The organism is Streptomyces sp. NBRC 110611, assembly GCF_001590865.1.
GTDB lineage: Bacteria > Actinomycetota > Actinomycetes > Streptomycetales > Streptomycetaceae > Streptomyces.
Genome location: NZ_BBUY01000028.1, coordinates 13,248 through 31,656, shown reverse-complemented (window position 1 = coordinate 31,656; position 18,409 = coordinate 13,248). Strand labels below are relative to the sequence as shown.

15 protein-coding genes are annotated in these 18,409 nt (G+C 69.1%); 11 read left to right on the top strand and 4 right to left on the bottom strand.

Annotated elements, in window-relative coordinates; translation table 11 throughout:
* The coding region (locus AZE13_RS38595) for a potassium transporter TrkG (RefSeq protein ID WP_258528112.1) at window positions 1-1,627 on the top strand (1,627 nt) is incomplete at its 5' end.
* 951 nt (window positions 1,628-2,578) lie between these two features.
* Window positions 2,579-2,743, top strand: a complete 165-nt coding sequence (locus AZE13_RS37270; RefSeq protein WP_181690509.1) for a hypothetical protein — start codon at window positions 2,579-2,581, stop codon at window positions 2,741-2,743.
* A 221-nt stretch (window positions 2,744-2,964) separates the two neighbouring features.
* Here the strand turns inward: AZE13_RS37270 and AZE13_RS31290 are convergent, their stop codons facing one another.
* Together AZE13_RS31290 and AZE13_RS31285 are read right to left on the bottom strand one after the other, a co-directional pair.
* Complete coding sequence (locus AZE13_RS31290; RefSeq protein ID WP_147264775.1) at window positions 2,965-3,405, bottom strand: hypothetical protein; 441 nt, start codon at window positions 3,403-3,405, stop codon at window positions 2,965-2,967.
* Window positions 3,406-4,054: 649 nt separating this feature from the next.
* Window positions 4,055-5,251, bottom strand: coding sequence for a PucR family transcriptional regulator (locus AZE13_RS31285; RefSeq protein WP_079124569.1), 1,197 nt, complete (start codon window positions 5,249-5,251; stop codon window positions 4,055-4,057).
* Window positions 5,252-5,422: 171 nt separating this feature from the next.
* Between AZE13_RS31285 and AZE13_RS31280 the strand changes: the two genes are divergently transcribed.
* The 8 genes from AZE13_RS31280 to AZE13_RS34785 all read left to right on the top strand — a co-directional run bounded on the left by AZE13_RS31280 (window position 5,423) and on the right by AZE13_RS34785 (window position 12,050).
* Window positions 5,423-6,766 (top strand): NfeD family protein, encoded by a 1,344-nt coding sequence (locus AZE13_RS31280; protein ID WP_066939631.1) that lies wholly within the window; start codon window positions 5,423-5,425, stop codon window positions 6,764-6,766.
* Window positions 6,767-6,768: 2 nt separating this feature from the next.
* Window positions 6,769-7,569: a slipin family protein gene (locus AZE13_RS31275; RefSeq protein WP_066939628.1), complete on the top strand. Its 801-nt coding sequence runs from the start codon at window positions 6,769-6,771 to the stop codon at window positions 7,567-7,569.
* 22 nt (window positions 7,570-7,591) lie between these two features.
* Entirely contained in the window at window positions 7,592-8,065 is a 474-nt protein-coding gene (locus AZE13_RS31270) for a DUF3040 domain-containing protein (protein WP_107288546.1), read from the top strand.
* Window positions 8,052-8,513, top strand: coding sequence for a CBS domain-containing protein (locus AZE13_RS31265; protein ID WP_066939623.1), 462 nt, complete (start codon window positions 8,052-8,054; stop codon window positions 8,511-8,513). Before AZE13_RS31270 ends, AZE13_RS31265 begins: the two co-directional genes overlap by 14 nt.
* A gap of 61 nt (window positions 8,514-8,574) precedes the next feature.
* Window positions 8,575-10,125 (top strand): Na+/H+ antiporter NhaA, encoded by a 1,551-nt coding sequence (gene nhaA / locus AZE13_RS31260; RefSeq protein WP_079124568.1) that lies wholly within the window; start codon window positions 8,575-8,577, stop codon window positions 10,123-10,125.
* A 106-nt stretch (window positions 10,126-10,231) separates the two neighbouring features.
* On the top strand, window positions 10,232-10,807 hold the full coding sequence (locus AZE13_RS31255) for a PRC-barrel domain-containing protein (protein WP_066939620.1): 576 nt from the start codon (window positions 10,232-10,234) through the stop codon (window positions 10,805-10,807).
* The gene (locus tag AZE13_RS31250; RefSeq protein WP_066939617.1) at window positions 10,807-11,259 is read left to right on the top strand and encodes a hypothetical protein; all 453 of its coding nucleotides are present in this window, start codon (window positions 10,807-10,809) and stop codon (window positions 11,257-11,259) included. Before AZE13_RS31255 ends, AZE13_RS31250 begins: the two co-directional genes overlap by 1 nt.
* 584 nt (window positions 11,260-11,843) lie before the next feature.
* A complete protein-coding gene (locus AZE13_RS34785) occupies window positions 11,844-12,050 on the top strand; it encodes a DUF2180 family protein (RefSeq protein ID WP_079124567.1) in 207 nt (68 codons plus the stop codon).
* Window positions 12,051-12,562: 512 nt separating this feature from the next.
* Here AZE13_RS34785 and AZE13_RS37610 read toward each other — a convergent pair.
* Together AZE13_RS37610 and AZE13_RS31240 are read right to left on the bottom strand one after the other, a co-directional pair.
* Window positions 12,563-13,090 carry a hypothetical protein gene (locus AZE13_RS37610; RefSeq protein ID WP_066939614.1) on the bottom strand — a complete coding sequence of 176 codons (528 nt, stop codon included), beginning with the start codon at window positions 13,088-13,090 and terminating at the stop codon, window positions 12,563-12,565.
* Window positions 13,091-13,261: 171 nt separating this feature from the next.
* Window positions 13,262-15,250: an MFS transporter gene (locus tag AZE13_RS31240; protein WP_309302252.1), complete on the bottom strand. Its 1,989-nt coding sequence runs from the start codon at window positions 15,248-15,250 to the stop codon at window positions 13,262-13,264.
* A 642-nt stretch (window positions 15,251-15,892) separates the two neighbouring features.
* Between AZE13_RS31240 and AZE13_RS31235 the strand changes: the two genes are divergently transcribed.
* Entirely contained in the window at window positions 15,893-17,533 is a 1,641-nt protein-coding gene (locus tag AZE13_RS31235) for a SulP family inorganic anion transporter (RefSeq protein WP_220127620.1), read from the top strand.
* Window positions 17,534-18,409 lie beyond the last annotated feature (876 nt).

Genomic DNA, 18,409 nt, shown 5'->3' with positions numbered 1-18,409 from the left:
GAACGTGGTCACTGCGCTGTTCACCTCCACCTCGGCGGTGTGCGTGACCGGCCTGGTCGTGGTGGACACCGGTACGTACTGGAGCGGCTTCGGCGAGGGCGTGATCCTCGCCCTGATCCAGGTCGGTGGATTCGGCATCATGACCCTGGCGTCGCTGCTGGCTCTACTGGCATCCGGGAAGCTGGGGCTGCGCATGCAGCTCACCGCGCAAGCGGAGACCAAGAGCCTGGGGATCGGGGACGTGCGCCGGGTCTTGCTCGGGGTCGCGGGGTCCACGCTGATCGTGGAGCTGGCGGTGGGCGCCTTCCTCTCGCTGCGCTTCCGCTACGGCTACGGCAACTCCATCGGCGACGCCGCGTATCTGGGCTTCTTCCACGCGGTGTCGGCGTTCAACAACGCCGGGTTCGGGCTGCACGCGGACAGCCTGACCGGGTACGCGCAGGACCCCTGGGTGACTCTGCCGATCGCGGTGGCGGTCATCCTCGGCGGCCTCGGCTTCCCCGTGCTGCTGGAACTGCTGCGCCACCGCACCCGCCGACGGACGACGGGACGGCGGACCTGGTCGCTGCACACCAAACTCACGCTGGTCACCACGGCGGCCCTGCTGGTTGTCGGCATGTCACTGACCAGCCTGCTGGAGTGGGAGAACACAGCCACCCTGGGGTCTTTCGACTGGATCGAGAAACTGCTCAACGGCTTCTTCCACTCCGCGATGAGCCGCACCGCCGGCTTCAACGCCCTGGACGTCGGGGCGATGCACGCCTCGACGCTGCTGGTCACCTGCATGCTGATGTTCATCGGCGGTGGCAGCGCGGGTACCGCCGGCGGCATCAAGGTCGGCACATTCGCCGTACTGGCCGCCGCCATGCTCGCCGAGGTGCGCGGCGAGCCCCACGCCGCGGTGCTGGGGCGCTACCTGCACTCCCTGCGTCGGCGCTGTCGCAAGCGGCTCGCCCCCCAGTACGGCAGGCCCACCGGGGACCGGCGCGTCGCCGTCATCGGCCTCGGCCGGTTCGGCATCTCGCTCGCCAACGAACTGATGAGCCGCGGCTGGGACGTTCTGGGGATCGACACCGACGCCCACCTCGTCCAGAAGTACAGCGACAGCCACACGCATGCCGCCGTCGCCGACTGCACCGACCCCGAGGTCCTACGGCAGCTGGGAGTCACGGACTTCACCAGCGCGGTCGTCGGCATCGGCACCGACATCGAGGCGAGCATCCTGATCACCTCCAATCTGCTGGAAGCGGAGGTACCGAACATCTGGGCCAAAGCCGTCAGCCGACAGCACGGCCAGATCCTGGAACGGCTCGGCACCCACCACGTCGTCCTCCCCGAACACGATATGGGCGAGCGCGTCGCCCACCTGGTGACCGGCCGGATGCTGGACTTCATCCCGTTCGACGACGACTACGCGCTGGTGAAGACGGTCGCTCCCGAGGCCATCACCGGCCTGCCACTTGGCGAGAGCCACGTCCGGTCCAAATACGGGGTGACGGTCGTCGGCATCAAGCGTGCGGGTGAGGCATTCACCTACGCCACAGCAGAGACCGTGGTGGTCACAGGCGACGTCATCATCGTCACCGGCAGGACCCAGGCGGTGGAGGCATTCGCGGAACTCAGCTGAGGGGGCACAGCGTCATCTCTGACCCAAGACGGCTGACAGCGCCAGTTAAGTCCGGCATGGCTCGGCCGACCTTCAACACAGACCGCCCTGCGGTGGTTTGCCGAGTTACGAGCTCGACATTGCAGTACGTCATCGGCGGCTGACGGAACTCAGTTCCAGAGTCCGGTGTCCTCAAGGCCCGGCATCGGGACTCCCTCGTCTCAAGATGGTTGGCCTGAGCGAGCTCCGAAACACCTTCGCGCGGCCCTGAAGCAGCACATGGCCTCGGCCACCAGGCGGGAGGCGACGCCGTCTCCAAGCCCCGGGTAAATGGCCTGGGGCTTTCGTGTGGAGCCGGCGACGGATATTGAAACCGCGCACGAGCGCCAAGCGATGAATCGTCAAAGGGGCATGGAGTACGGGCGGCGGCAGCTCGCCCGATGACGAAGTTCGACTTTGCATACTCCGTACTCACCTTCAGCCATACCTTCCCAAGGGGAGCGACCAGGCAGCCCGTACAGCCGCCGGCAGAGAGCGCTACCGCTATTCGAACTCACACACGGCATACACCGTGGCTGTCCTGGTCGACGACGACCACTCACCGCGAGCGGAAACTCGCACGGTCCAGCCCTTGCCGTCATCTGTCGGACGGCTGGTCCACGCGAACAACCGCAAGTGCCCCGAATCGAATCCGCCGCCGACGACCGAAGAGTCCTCGGGGCAGCGTGCCGTGCCCTTTCCCTTCGCACCCCACTGCCCCGTCTTGACGGGGAACGCCTGCTTGACGATCTGCTTAGGTGGAGCAGCCTGTGCTGGAGCGGCAACGGCGCCCAGAAGTACGGTGGACCCGAGAACGGCGGCAAGGCGATACATAAAGAACCCTATTTCCTCTGGTAGTTGGAGCCAGGATCCAGGTTGCCTGGGTTTTGCCTTTCGGATGCCGATTCCTTGCTTAATTCACCTAATTGGAGGGTGGCGAGCTGCTCGTCGGGCTGGTGGCTCACCGGCCACAAGGCGGTGGCGGCAGCGGCGATCACGGTCCCCTCCGTCCGGCACGCCGCGCCGCGGCGGGACCGCCTGGTCGCGGCCGTCGTGCTCGCGCCATCCCTGTCGATGAGTCGCTGGCCGTTGCGCTGACAGGTCCGTACGCTGCGCGGTCTGCCGACTGCGCGCCTGACCCGCGTCGCCGCGCCGCCACAGCCCAGTCGCAACGCTGACGCTGAGAGTGGCGAGGTCCCAGAAGTCCGTCGCCGCAGCAGGTCTCGCCTTCACCCGTCGCCAGTCGCACGAAAGGCTCCGCGCACGGCCATGCGACGACTTCCCGGAACTCCTCTTCGTGCCCCATGCCATGCTCTTAGTCAGCACGCTCCGGCAGCGTCGTCGGTGTCACCGTTGCCCGCTGACCACGACCCATTGCCCGGTGAGGCCCCCCGCCGCAGGAAGTGTTCAACCTCCCAGGACAGGGAACTTGCGACCTGAATGAAATTCAGACCGGTAGCGGTGACCAGCAGCTCTTCATCGAGGCGTGGCTGCGCGCGCAGGGCACGGGCGATCTTGCCGGCCCAGAGTTCTTCCCTGGTGAAAGGACGTCGGCGGTATCGCTCCTGTAGTTCGCTCAGGTGCCCGGCGCAGCAGGCCGCCACCAGGCGCTGTCCATCCTGGCCCGGGTCGTGGGGATGGATGGCGGAGGAGTCCGACACCAGGCAGAAGTACTGCGGGCTCGAGGAAAGCAGCTTGCCGCACAAACCGCAGGGCTGGAGACCGGGGGCGGGAACATTCATGTCATCGCTCTCGTACACGCGGCCTTTACCTCCGCCTTGCCACATGGCCCCATGCCGTGCTCGCCTCTGCTACCCACTACCCCCGATGCTCGCGCTGACAACACACTCGCACGGGCGCATCCGCCAGGTCCTCCCTACGGCCCCGGCTCGTCCGGAGTGACGACGTTAACGAGCCGGGGCCTAGGAGCGCTCACCTGCGGAATCGACATGCGCCCGGGAAACACCGCAGGTAAGGGACCCGGCAGCTGGAGGGAGAAGTGGGGCAACCGAGACCAGAGTCGACGTTACGACGGGCCAAGGATCTTCCCAGACAACGACACTCACCCCAGCCGTGCCCTGCGTGTCGGTGGCCAGTTCGAGAAATGGGCCCCGGCGGAGGCCACCAGTATCGCGGCGGTCACCGGCACGGAGTAGGTCAGACTCATCAGCGGTGCGGACAGTTTGGGGTCACCGTCCGGGCAGTGCAGCGTGGTCAGCGTCAACCAGCCGCCCCAGCACGCCCGTTAGCCACAACCGACCCTGGCCGCGGCCAGCGGCGCCAGGGGGTGCCCGCGGGCCCGCGGGCCCGCGGCCGTAGGCAAGCAGGCGGCGTCGTTCAGATGGGCGGGAAGATTCTGCGTCGCACCCCGGTCCCGGGCCCGGCTGGCGTACCGCCGCGCGGAGGAGATCAGTCGGTGGGTTGGAGGGGGCGTGCGGGCCAGTCCAGGAGCTGGGCGCCGAGTGCGGCGGTCTGCAGGATGTAGCGCTGGTCGGGGTCGGTGGGATCGTGGCCGGTCAGTTGCCGGATGCGGCCGAGCCGGTAGCCGATGGTGCGGACGCTCAGCCCCAGGCGGCGGGCCGTCACGGCGTTCAGGCAGCCGCTGGCGAAGTACGTGGTGAGGGTGTCCAGGAGTGTCCGGGGGCCGCCGCGTGCTGCTTGCAGTCCGCCGAGGACGGTGGCCACCAGGTCGGTAATGGCCGCGTGGTCTCTGCCGAGGACCTGGAAGACCAGTACGTCGGAGGTGTCGACGACCGGGGCGGTCAGGTGCAGCCGGGTGGCGAGGTCGAGGGTGCTGCGGGCCTCATGGTAGGAGCGGACGATGCCGCCGGGGCCGGGGCGTGGACGGCTGATGGCGACGGTGTACTGCGCTCCGACCGCGTGGCACACGGCGCTGGCGAAGTGGTGAGGGACCTCGGGCACAGTGCTGGGCGCAACGCACACCAGCAGGGCGTCCTTGGTGGTGATCAGTACGTCTCGTGAGCTGAACCGGGCGGTCAGTGCTTCTTCGACGTAGCGGGTCGCGGGGTCGCCCGCGCCGAACGGATCGGCTGCTCGCGCGACGGCGACGGTGTGCGGGCCGACCAGCCGGAGTCCGAAGTGCTCGGCGCGTTCGGCGAGCCGGCCGAGGTTGGCGGGGCCTTCGAGGAGGTCGTCGACGAACTCCCGTCGGGTGGCCTCTTCGCCGCGGATGGCTGCGCGGTGCGCGGTCTCGTACCCCTCGGTCAGGGCCACGGTCGTCTCGCTGATCGCCCGCATGAGGGCCGAGGCGACGTCATGGAGTTCGGGGAGGTCCTGCGCCTGGAGGGTGCCGGGCAGGTCCGGCCAGGCTCGGCAGGCCGGGTTGAGGAGCGCGGCGACCAGGGGCCGCAGGGCCGTTCCCCGGGCCGCCGCGGTGGCCGCCAGCTGCCGTATGTCGTCGAGGTACCCGTCCGGGAGAGGGCGCCGTGTGACGGACACCCGTGCAAGCTGCCCCAGATAGCGGTCGAGGTCGGCGGGCCGCAGCGCGCTCTCCTCCTCGCCTACGGGGACTGCGGTACTGGGAGGCAGCCCCGTCGCCCTTGGGGTGGCAGGCGGAGAATGCGGGGCACGGTGTCCCGTCGTCATGAGGACATTTTGCCGGAGTGCGGCAAAAAGGTCGCCTCGAAACGGCCCCCCCCTTGCCACCTCCGCAGGGAGTCCGAAAGTCCCCCAGGGGTAAGCCCTGGGTAAAACGTTCAAATCGAACGTCGCGCCACGGAAAGAACGCTGTACCAGGGCCGAAGGGGATGCAACATCATGCCCCGAAGCTGCCCCGCCTCACTGCTGCGGAGATTCACCCAGGTCCTCCTGGTGGTGCTGGCGTGCCTACTCGCCGCTCCTGCTGCGGGCGCGGTGCAGCAGCCGACCGTGCTGGTGACGCGGATCGACGGCACCATCACCCCCGTCGTTGCCGATCACCTGGAGGAAGGGCTCCGCACTGCCGAGCGCGAGGGCCACGCGGCGCTGCTCGTGGAGATGGACACTCCGGGCGGTCTGCTGAAGTCCACCCGGGAGATCGTCCAGGACTTCCTCGGCTCACCGGTGCCGGTCATCGTCTTCGTCACCCCGTCCGGGGCGCGTGCGGCGTCGGCCGGCGTGTACCTCGCAATGTCGGCGCACGTCGCCGCGATGGCGCCGGGCACCCACATCGGCGCCGGCACCCCGGTCACCGGTCAGGGGGAGGAGGCGAGCGAGAAGGTGGTCAACGACGCGGTCACCTTCGCCGTCTCGATCGCCGAGCAGCGCGGCCGGAACACCGATTTCGCCCGCGACATGGTGCGGGAGGGTACGGCGATCTCCGACCAGGAGGCGGTGCGGATGGACGTGGTCGACCTGGTGGCTTCGTCCCGGCAGGCGCTGCTGAGCGAGGTGGACGGTCGGAAGGTCGTCGTCGGACCGGCCGGGGAGCAGCATGAGGTCGTCCTCCGTACGGCCGGTGCTCAGGTGGTGGAGCACGAGCTGGGTTTCTTCGGCGGAGTGCGGCAGCTGCTGGCCAGTCCCGAGTTGGCGTTTGTGTTCCTGTCGATCGGCACCCTGGCCGTGATCTACGAGCTGGCCAGCCCCGGCATGGGCCTCGGCGGCGTCATCGGCGCCATCCTGCTCGTCCTCGGGTTCGTCGCACTGAGCGTGCTGCCCTTCAACGTGGGGGGTCTGCTGCTCCTTGCCCTGGCTGCCGCGCTGTTCGTCGCTGAAGTACTCACCCCGGGGGTCGGTGTCTTCGCTGCCGGGGGAACCGTCTGCCTGGCCTTCGCCGGAGTGCTGCTGTTCCGCGGTGAGCTGGGCGTGGATCCCGCCGTGCTCTGGCCGGCCGCCGTGGTAGTCGGCGGTGGCTCCGTCCTGGCCGGGCGGCTGGCCTGGCGTGCCCGTCGGGCCCCGGCCACCACGGGTTACGAAGGGCTGCTGGGCAGCGAGGCCGTGGTCCGCCATGCCGACGGCGCCATCGGTCAGGTGCTGCTCGACGGCGCGTGGTGGACGGTCCGCGGGCACGACATCCCCCTCACCGAAGGTCAGCACGTCCGCGTCGTCGACCGTGACGGCCTTGTGCTGATCGTCGAAAGCGCCGAGCCCCGCCGGGCGCAGGGCACCGAACAGGAGGAATGATCATGAGTGCCGGAGTCCTGGGCATCGTTTTCGCCGTCGCGGTTCTGCTTCTGCTGCTGATGGCCGCCGTGAAGATCGTGCCCGAGTACGAGCGTGGTGTGATCTTCCGCCTCGGGCGGCTCATCGGAGCCAAGGGACCGGGGCTGTTCTTCATCATCCCGCTGGTCGACCGCATGTTCCGCGTCTCGCTGCGCACGGTCACCATGGACATCCCGCCGCAGGACGTCATCACCAAGGACAACGTCACCGTACGGGTCAACGCCGTGACCTACTTCAACGTCGTCGACCCCAACCGCTCGGTCGTGGCCATCGAGGACCACATCAAGGGCACCTCGCAGATCGCACAGACCACCCTGCGCAGCATCCTCGGCCAGGTCGATCTGGACGAACTGCTGATCAACCGGGACGAGATCAACCAGCGACTGCAGCAGATCATCGACACCGTGACCAATCCCTGGGGCGTCAAGGTCACCCTGGTCGAAGTCAAGGACGTCGAACTGCCCGAACCCATGCGGCGCGCCATGGCACGCCAGGCCGAGGCGGAGCGCGACCGGCGGGCCAAGGTCATCCACGCCAAGGGCGAGTTCGAGGCCGCCGAAACCCTCGCGAACGCGGCGGAGTGGCTGGAGGCCCATCCCGCGGCCATGCACCTGCGGATCCTGTCCACCATGGCAGAGGTCTCCTCCGACCGGAGCTCCACGCTGATCTTCCCGCTGCCGATGGAGGTCCTCCGCCTCGTCGACATGCTCCGCACGCCCCAGGCCCAGCCCGCCGCCCCGGTGGGCCAGGCACCGCAGCCCTGAACACCGGAGCGAGGTGGTGACCATGACCAAGCCCTCGAAGGACGACCGGCGCATCCTCCGGGAGATGGAGCGGCACCTGGCCCTGGACGACCCCGAGCTAACCGCGCGGATGGAGGCGCTGAACGACCAGTTCGCGGTCGGGGCGGACGGCCGGGACGCCGGCCGGTCCCCCGCCCGCGCCACCGGCCACGGATGGGGCGGAGCCGACGACCGCACCGGCGAGAAACATAAGCCCCGGGACTGGCGGTGGACGGTCGCCATAGTCCTCGGCGTGCTGGCCTTGATCGGCATGATCCTCGTCGGCATCTTCACCAAGCCGCCCCCCGGCGACGGCAACCCGGGCAGGCCCCAAGGATCCGCCCCAGCCCCGTCCGTGCTTGCCCGGAGCCCCGTGGCCGATCCCGGCGATCGCCAGATCCTGCTGCCCCGCACGGGAGTCCCGAACCCCCGCTCGTTGACGGAACACCTGGAGGTTGGGCTCCATGCGCGCACGTGATCTCGCCGAGCCGTACAGCTCGATCAGGAGCGACGCCGACGCGGTCGAGGCGGTCCGGCTGCTGGTGGACCAGCGCCTGCCCGGCGTCCTGGTGGTCGGCCCGACCGGACGGCCGTACGCCATCCTGCCCGCCTCCGACCTGGTCAGGACGCTGGTCCCCGGCTACGTACAGGAGGATCCCCTGCTGGCCGAAGTGATCGACGAACCCCATGCCGACCGCCTGTGCCGCGCGCTGAGGGGCCGGAGCGTGGCCGACTGCCTGCCGCTGGGCAGGCCGTACCTCCCCACCACCGGTCCCGACAGCACAGCCGTGGAGATCGCAGAACTCATGGCCCGCCTGCGCACGCCCCTCGTCGCGGTCGTCGAACCCAGCGGCCCGGATCAGGGGCAGCTGATCGGCGTGGTGACCGCCACACGACTGTTGCAGTACCTCCTCCAGGCCGCGTGAGGAGCCACTCGTCGCCGTTAGACCCCAGCCGCCCGCCCGCGAGCAACGAGAGGCCAGCCGGATGCGCTCAGCGAACCGCAAGCCCCGCACCTTCCTCGGCCGTCTCCCGTGGCCGGAGCGGACCGTTGTGACGGATGCGCTGCGGACAGAGACCGTGGGTGGCATTGTGCTGCTCGTCGCCGCGGCCGCGGCACTGGTGTGGGCCAACACCCCGGCGAGCGACGCCTACGCATCCGTACGGGACTTCCACTTCGGCATCAAGGCGCTGGGCCTCGACCTATCCGTGGCGCACTGGACAGCAGACGGACTGCTGACGATCTTCTTCTTCGTCGCCGGCGCCGAACTCAAACGCGAACTGGTCGTCGGAGAACTCCGCCACCCCGGAACGGCGATCCTGCCCGTGGTCGCAGCTGTCTGCGGCATGGCCATACCCGCGGTCGTCTACGGCGTGGTCTCCACCACCATGGGCGGCACCTGGAACGGCTGGGCCGTCCCCATGGCCACCGACATCGCCTTCGCACTGGGCATCCTCGCGGTCATCGACACCCATCTCCCCGCCTCACTGCGCGCCTTCCTGCTGACGCTGGCGGTTGTCGACGACCTCGGCGCCATCGTCGTCATCGCCCTCTTCTACACCTCGACCATCCACCTGCCCGCACTCATCGGCGCCATCCTCGGGCTGGCGCTCTTCTTCCACCTGCACGACCAACGGCGTGTACACGGCTGGTACTGGTACCTACCCCTCGCACTGATCATCTGGGGCCTGACCTACGCCAGCGGGGTCCACGCCACCGTGGCCGGCGTCGCCATGGGACTACTGCTGCGGGCGGCCAAGGACGGAGAGCACGGCAGACGCCCGGTAGAGCAGATCGCACACCTGGCCCGCCCCATCTCGGCCGGGGTGGCCGTCCCCCTCTTCGCCCTGTTCGCGGCCGGAGTCACGGTGTCCGGCGACACACTGGGCCAGGTCTTCAGCCGGCCGGAACCCCTGGGAGTGGCCCTCGGGCTGGCCGCGGGCAAAGTGCTGGGCGTCTTCGGCGGCTGCTACCTCGCCGTCCGCTTCGCCCGCGCCCGCCTCGGCGCCGGCCTGGCCTGGGCGGACGTGATCGCCGTGGCCATGCTGGCCGGCGTCGGATTCACCGTCTCCCTGCTGATCGGCGAACTCGCCTACCCCGACCCGGCGAACGCCGAATACATCAAGGCCGCCGTCCTCGTCGGATCCCTGATCTCCGCCCTCCTGGCCTCCCTACTGCTGAAAATGCGGAACACCAAGTACCGCCGACTGTACGAAGAGGAGATCGCCAACACGAACGCCGACGACACCCCCGATATCCCCGACACCAACGGCATCGACCGACAGGACGGACCTGCCGAGCGGATCCCCGACACCGGCCCGCAGCACCCGGACGCGGCCCGTGGCGGACATGGTCCCGGTGCTCCGAGAGGACTGCGCAGTACCGACCGCGCGTCGGGGAGCGGGACACGCCGGTGTTGGTGGACAGAGGTGTGGAGGCGGTGGAGGCTGAAGAGTAGCGCCTGTGAGGACCGCGCAACCGAAGTGGAGGTGTGGCCGTGGACGGGTGGATGTGGGCGGTACTCGCCGTGGCCGTGATACTCCTGGCCGTCGTCACCGCGCTGGTGGTACAGGCACGGCGGCGCAGTGGTGGCGTCATCGTCACGCGGAGTCGCTCCGGTCGCAGGAAGAGGCGGCGGCTGCTATGAGCACTCTGATGTCCGCCCGGGCGGTGACCGGACGGCCGGTGGTGACTCTCAAAGGCGACGACATCGCCCAGGTCAAGGATGTCGTCTTCGGGGCCGAAGACGACACCGTCCGCGGTTTCACCCTCAGCGGGCGCCGTCTGCTCTCCGGGCCGCTCCGTCAGGTTCTGGCGTGGCAGGACGTGTACGCACTGGGGCCAGATGCGGTGATGGTCCGCGACGAGAACGCGCTCACCGCGGACAACCCCACCAAGGCCGCGACAGGCGCCGGAGGCGGGAATGTGGTCGGGGCACAGGTCATCTCCGACGAGGGGGTTGCCCTCGGGCGCATCACTGACGTGATCATCGAGCTTGGAGACGACGCGCGGGCCCGCGTGATGGGGTATGAGATCGAGCAGTCCCGCTCCGTCTGGAAGAGGCGGAAGCGGCTGCTGTTGCCGGTTCCCGGGCACACCGCCGCGTCCGGCGAGACGGTGGTCGTGCCCGGCGTGGCGATGCAGTACACGGCCGGTGACCTCGCCGGCCTCGCCGAAGCCGCACACCGACTGAGCACCCGGCTGGAAGAGAACCGCTGATGATGTTCGCACAGGCCAAGGGACGCAAGGTAGTGGACGCCACGACCGCTGAGACCGTCGGCACCGTGACCGGCTGCGTCCTGGCCACCGAGCCCGCCCGGATTGCCGCGCTGAGGCTGAAGCCGCAAGAGGATGTGCGCCTCCTGGCCTGGGAGGACATCCGTGCCTTCGGCCCCGATGCCGTCATCGTCTCACCGGCCGCCGACCGTACCGCTTCCACCACGGCCGCCGACGCCCCCGATCCGCTCGGCAAGCAGCTGCTGACCGCGTCGGGGCAACAACTCGGACCCCTACTGGACATCGAGTTCGACACCACCGACGGACACCTCCGCCGACTCATCGGCGCAGGCGTGGAAGTTTCCGGCGACGCCCTGCTCGGGGCCGGCACATACGCCGTGGTCATCGCCGACACCCCGCCAGGGACGCCACCGAAGGACCCGGCACCGCAGTGAAAGCCCCTGGCCCGAACGTGGCCTGTGCAACGGGGCACCGTGCAGGGCAGGCACGCAGGGGGAAAACTCCCCACCGAAGGCCAGCCGTGGCGAACCCGGCTCACCGTGCACTTCCCGCACGCCCGCGGTCGGCCCAGCTCGCCGTCCCCGTGAGCTGAGACCGTGGCGTCATCCTCGCCGGGCGCAGGAACCGGAAGGGAGACGGCCGTGGGACGGTCTTGGCGGCGGGCGGGGGGGCAGCGGCCGCGGGCTTCCCCCAGGCAGACCACACGCCCCATGCCGAACCTGGTGAGTGCCATCCAAAGGCAGGACCGTGCAGCAATCACCGGCCTGGTATCTCTGCCGGACGCCCACGTCCGATAGCTCACCGGCCACGCCCCCACCAACCCCGGTCAGCGATACATCGTGCAGACCGCCACGCACGGCGCCCGTCTCCTCGACCGGTCAGCCCGCTGCTCAGCGCGCCGACCGATTCTTCCCAAGCCAAGTGAAACCATGACAAATGGATAAAACAGTACTGGGCTAAATGGCCAGTCGCCCCCGGGGAAGGGCGAAGCAACGGCGGCGAAGGGATCTGGTCAGCGATGGAATGCTACGAGTGCCACTCGCTCCACCGTTCCACCTCAGCAGTGGCAGTGTGCCGCGAATGCGGAGTGGCGCTGTGTGCAAGCCACCTGCACGTGGAGACACAACAGATGCGCAAAGAGGCGGGACTGGGCAAGTCGACCAGCGAGGTCCCCGCCCGGCGCGTCGTGTGTCCCACATGCCGTCGGGCGGAACTCAGCGCATGAGGAGGAGACTGGGAAACGCCCGGGGAGGCCGTACGCACATGTGATACCGCCTCCTGCCGCGCCGCGCCTGGGCACACTCCGAAACGGACCAAGGCAGGGGCGCGGCAGGCCGTCATGATCCGAGGACGCCCAGCACGACGTCCCCGGTATGTGACCGGCCGCCGCAGGAGCACAAGCCGCCCCGGCTCACGACCCCGTCCTCTACACCCCCGTGCGACCGCCCGCCGCACAGGTCCCGGCAGACCCCGGCCCCCGCGAGCGTCCTTACCTCTTCACCCAACAACACCGCGACAACCTGTGGTGGTGGAATGGCACCTGGCTCCCTCAGCCCGTCCCCACCGGCGCCCACCTCCAGATCCAGCTCCCCGGCGGCCCCACCAACTGGCCCCCTACACCCCCCAACTTCCCCGGTCTGCCTACCCTTCAGCCCGCCCACACCACCTACCTCGGCGCCGCCCCCACCCTCCCCAACGAGGACCGCATCCCTGGCTACACCAACCCCAACGCTTCGACTACACCGTCCACGGCCACGGGCTCGCCACGATCTGCCTCCGCCCCGACCCCATGCCGGCCATCTCGAAGACATCGGCCTGGGGAACGGCGCCGCCAAGCCGTACATCCTCAGCCTCCTCGTCGACATGCCCCAACCCAGCCTTTCCTCCACGGTGACCGGCCAGGTACCGGCCGACACTTTCCGGGCCGGTGCGCAGCAGTTCGGCAGGCGTCTGCAGGCATACCGTCAGCAGAGTCAGAGAGGCCACGGCTGCCGGGGTGCGTCCGCTGGGGTCCGTTCCGGCCCTCCCAGAGCACTCGGCGTGGCGCCCGCCACCACTCGTGTCCTCCGTCCAGGCCGTACTCCCGCCGATCCGCACCGACTGCGCTCTGCCACCACCGCTGAACGCCTTCCAGATCGCCTTCGAGGGCCGCCTCACCCCCACCACCAGCCTCTGAACCTCAACAACCAAGATCAGCCGTTGATTGGACAGACCCGCCGGGCCGGTGTGGAGCCGGTCCTCCGGCTTACGCCAGATGCTGGTCATTCCCGCATCCCTGGCCCCGGGGATGGCGCCCCTGGCCGAACAAGTAGGCGAGCGCAACGGTGGCTCCGCCGGCGAGCCCGAGCGCGGTGTCGGTGATCGTTCTGAGGGCTTCGCCGACGCCCGTAAGGCAGTGGGCTGGGCGGCCGCAGGGTGGTGCGGCGGGTGCGTGGCTCAGGTGTTGCTGGGCTCGAGGTGGTCGGCTATGTGGAGTAGGGCGGGGAGGGCGGCGCGGAGGGCGGCGCGTTCGGCTTCGGGGAGGGCGGCGAGCGCGTTGCTGAGGCGTTGTTCGTGGGCGGTTGCCCAGGCGGTGAGTTGTTGGCGTCCGGTGTCGGTGAGGGTGACGGCGGAGGCGCGGCGGTCGTGGGGGTCGGTGGCGCGGGCGACGAGGCCGGTGGTGATCATCTGGCTGATCAGGCCGCTGACGGTGCTGAAGGCCAGGCGCTGGCGGGTGGCGAGGTCGCCTACTCTGGCGGGTGAGTGGTCGGCGAGGGCTTGCAGGAGTTCGACTTGGGCCATGGGCAGGGTTTCCCATGGGTAGTCAGTGCGTATCGAGGCACGCAGGGCGCGGCGCACGCGGGTGACGGCTTCGGTCAGGAGTTGGGCGTCCGTGCCGTTGGTGGCGGGTGGCCGGTTGGGGGTCGGCTCGTGCCTGGGCTGCGGGGACATGGCTGCCACTGTAGAGGGCGCCGGTGTGTGGGCCGGGCGGGCTTTGGTCTTTCGTTGCCCGGCGATGGGCCCGCGGGGTTGCGGGGGTGTTGGTGTGCCTGCTCGCCGGGCGGTGATGAGCGTGAGCAGGGATGCGGCCAGGAGGACCAGTACGGCCCGTTGGGAGGGGGCCGGCCAGCGTGGGGTGGCGGGGAGTTGGAGGGCTAGGGCGGTCAGGGCGACGCCGAGTGCGGTGCCGGTGCCGCGGGCCATGTTGATCAGCCCGCCGCCGGTGCCGGAGCGGTGGCGTGGGATGGCGGCCATGACCGTGGCGTTGTTGGCGGGGATGAACAGGCCCAGGCCCAGTCCGAGCAGCGAGAGGAGGGGCGGTAGTGCGGTGGTGTCGAAAGGGAGGACGCACAGGGCGGCGAGGGCGCTGGTGGACAGGGCGGCGCCGAGCGTGCAGCGGGCTCTCTCGCCCCAACCGGGTGGGAGAAGCTTCTCGCCGGTGGCAGCGGCGAGTGCGAAGCCTGCCGGCAGCCAGGTGAGGACAAGTCCGGCAGCCAGCGGCGAAGCGCCATGCGCGGTGAGTACGAGCGGGACCAGGACCAGAGGGCCGAAGAGAATGAGGTAGCCGCACAGTGCTCCCGTCAGGCCGAACCTGACCGGACGCGGCCTGACCAATTCGGGATTGATCAGAGGGTTGGGGGTGTGGTGTTGGCGGGTGGTGAAAGCCCAGCCGGCGCCGACCGTCAGGAGGAACAGGGCGGCGGCCCACCAAGGGGAGGCCACACCGCGGGAGAGAGTGGACAGGGTCAGCAGCGCGCTGGTAGTGGTCAGGGCCAGCAGGAGCATTCCCGGCCAGTCGAAGCCGGGCGTGCGGTGGCGGGTACGGGTGCAGGGCAGCAGGTAGTGGCCGGCCACCACGCTGACGAGCCCGATCGGCACGTTGAGGGCGAAGACCCACCGCCACCCCAGCGCGGTGACCAGGACGCCGCCGATCAGCGGCCCCAGGGCGAGCCCCAGAGCTTGGGCGGTGGCCTGCACCCCAAGTGCCAGGCGCAGCCGACCGGTTGGTGCGCTGGTGGCGACGAGGGCGACGCTGTTGGCCTGCATCATCGCCGCACCCGCGGCCTGCACGATGCGCACGGCGATCAGTACAGGCAGACCGGGCGCCAGCGCACACGCCCCGGACGCGGCGGCGAAGACGACGAACCCGTACAGGTACAGCAGCTTGCGGCCGTAGGCGTCCGAGAGCCGCCCCACCGGTATCAACAGGGCAACGAGGGTGAGCAGATAGGCCAGCGAGACCCAGGCGACCCCGGTGAGCGAGGCGCCGAACTCGGCACGGAGGCCAGGATAGGCGAGGGTGACGACGCTGGCGTCGAGCTGGCCCATGAAGGCCCCGAAGCACACGGTGGCCACGGCCAGGCGCCAAGCACCGGGGTAGGCGCGTATCCGTTCCGGCCGGCGGCGCTCCCGGATCAGGGCGCCGGGCAGGCGAGCAGCTCGCATGAGGGGACGTATTCGCTTTCGGCACGGGTCACTGGGCACCTGTCCTCCTCGTTCGCGGGGCGGAGTTGCCGGGCTCCAACGGGCTCACACATTACATCGGTGTACGAAGTGTTCGGTTTCCGAATGACCCGCGCGTAGAAGCGCAGGCGGGGCCCGCCAGCGCGCGGGCAGGCGTGCAGCAGAAGTGGCGCGCCCCCGCATTAAATTCAAGAAGCCAAGGTGAATTAACGGTATTCTCACCGCCCAATTCCGGTGCGCCGTCCGGGGAATTCATCGAACCTCTTTTCTCGCTTGTGGCGGGGTGGTGGCACCTGTGAAGCTTCCGCCCGGTAAGAGGCAACGCGCCACGGGCACATGCCTCGTCATGAGTCGCTTCTGCTGTGCGTCCCGCTCCACGGCGCTGAGTAGGCGCAATGCTCCCTGTCTTGGGCGGCCGGCCGTTGCGAAAAACGCCCAGCCGCCCTGGGCCCCCGCCCTCGCTCATTCTTATGCCTATTCAGAAGAGTTCGCGGCGAACGGGAAGCGAGTCCAGAAACTGAAGGAGTCGGCATGCCGTACAGTCGTACTGGTGCAGCGCAGCTCTTGCGTGAGATGGCGGGTCGCATAAAGGGGGTTCTGCCCGGCCGTGACGAATTCACGGAAATGTGCCGGACGCCACGCAAAGACCTCCTTGCCGGTGCGACGGTGGCCGTGGCCGCGCTGCCGTTGTCGCTGGGCTTCGGCGTGGCCTCCGGGCTGGGAGCGCAAGCCGGGCTGGTCAGTGCCATCGTCGCCGGGGCTGTGGCGGCGGTCCTGGGCGGGTCGAAGCTTCAGGTCACAGGCCCGACCGGAGTGTTGGCCGTGGTCCTGCTCCCGGTGGCCCACGTCCACGGCGCACCCGGAGTTCTCACCTGCGGCCTGCTGGCCGGCATCATTCTTGTGGCCATGGCCCTGCTCGGGGTCAGCCGGTATGCGCGCCTGCTGCCAGTGCCGGTCGTGACGGGCTTCATCACCGGCAGCGCCGCAGTGATCATCTGCCAGCAGATCCCCTTGGTCCTCGGCAGCCACTCAGCAGGCGAGAGCGGCATCGTGGCCTCAGCGGCCCGGGCACTGACCGGCGTCACCGTGGTGCAGGCCGCAGCGCCCGCGGCGGTGGCGGTCGCGGTGCTTGTGGTGTGCCTGGCCGGGAGTCGGCTCCGCCCCTCGGTACCGTTCCCGCTCCTGGCCGTCATCGCCGCGGCAGTCGTCACCCACCTCGCCGATCTGCCGCTGGCGACGATCGGTTCCCTGCCCGGCGGGCTTCCGTCGCCCTCGCTCGGCTTCGTCACTCCCGGGATCGTCCCTCACCTGCTGCCGTCGGCCTTCACCGTCGCGGCCCTGTGTGCCCTCGAATCGCTGATGACCGCGGCCGCCGCGGACGCCATGAGCGGCCAGGGCCGCCACGACGGCAACCGGGTCCTGTTCGGCCAAGGCGCCGCGAACCTGATCACGTCGGCGTTCGGCGGGGTGGCGGCCACCGGCACCGTCTGCCGTACCGGCATCAACATCCGCTCCGGCGCCGCCTCCAGGCTCTCCGCCCTGGCCAACTCCGCAGCCATCACCTTCGTCGTCCTGGCCGCCGCCCCACTGGTGACCGCGATCCCCCTGGCCGCGCTCGCCGGCGTCCTGATCGCCACCGCCGTCCGCATGACCGACCTCGCGGCGCTGCGGGCTCTCGCCAGGAGCAGCTACGGGCAGATCGTGGTCGCGGCGCTCACCGCGACCATCACCGTGATGTTCAACCTCGTCACCGCTGTCGCCGCCGGCATGATGCTCACCGCCCTCCTGGCCCTGCACGCGGTGGCCAAGACCGCGAAGGTGCAGCACGTCCTCACCAAAGCAGGCATTCCCCGGCAGAGCCCACCGCCCCGCGACACTCCGCATAGCGCGAATGCCGCCTCCATCACGGTCTACCGCATCGACGGGCCCCTGCTCTTCGCCACCGCCGAACGCCTGCTCAAACCCGTCACTCAGTCCACGGCGGCAGTGGTCATCGTCCAGATGTCCCGCGTCACCGCTACCGACGCCACCGGGATCCTCGCCCTCGGCGACGCCATCGACACCCACCACCGCCACCACGCCCACGTCCTGCTCAGCGGCGTCCGCGACCACCACCGCCACCACCTCGACGCCCTGGGCATCCTCGACAGACTCCACCCAGAAGAACGCACTCCCTTCACCACGCCCGCCCACGCAATCCGCTACGCACAACAGCACTTCCCCAATCCACCCACCCCACCCAGAACCACATCCGCGCCCTCGTAACCAAGACCCCACCACGCCCGCTTCCGGCCGACAGGGGGGCGGCCCCCGCGCAACTGCACCTGCTCGCCACGGAAAGGGTGCCCACGACGCAGCCAGGCATCCGACGGCAGCACATGCACCGCCTACCGACGCACTCAAGTCGCTGTAGGGAAACCGGGCCACAGGCTACATAGGCGTGGACGGACAGTGAGGACGGTTGGGGTTACGTCGATTGCATGAAAATGCGGGCAGGATCTGGTCGGGATTTTGCCCCGGCTGCGATGGGGAATTCCGTGACAGGATCCGCCAACCCCGTTCGGTGGATGGCATACGGCATATGACCATAAGTGCAGATGGCCAGCGAAAGGTGCCTGGGGAGAACTTCTGGGGGCACTTCAGGATGGCGTCGACGCCAAGGCAGGAATCGGCTGGCCAGTAAGGGCGGCCTCAGAGCCGGCCATGCTCAGCAGCGCCAGTCAGCGACCCGGAAATACTCCTCGACGGTTTCCGGCATTCGATGTCGCGTCAGCCCGATGCCGCTTCCGCGATGAGGCATCGCGATGGATCACCGCTGATGGCGGTGATCAGCATGAGATGAAGCATGGCGTCAAGCCGAACAACGCGACAGGCTCGCGCGGCCAGCACCGCTGGACCGTCACGCCCACCCCCCGATCGACCTGCAGGACGCCTCGAAGCGACCTGACGAGGCATCAGGAAACTCAGCAACAACTCAGCATCGGTATGCTGAGAGACGACCAGACGTGATCGAACCTGCAACTCGACGTGAACCGAGGTTAACCGCATGACCTGGGAAGACGCTGGTCATGCGGCCAACCTCGGTCCCGCCTGCGCCCGACTCGGGCGATCCCCCGCGTCGCCCGAATCGGGCAGCTTGAC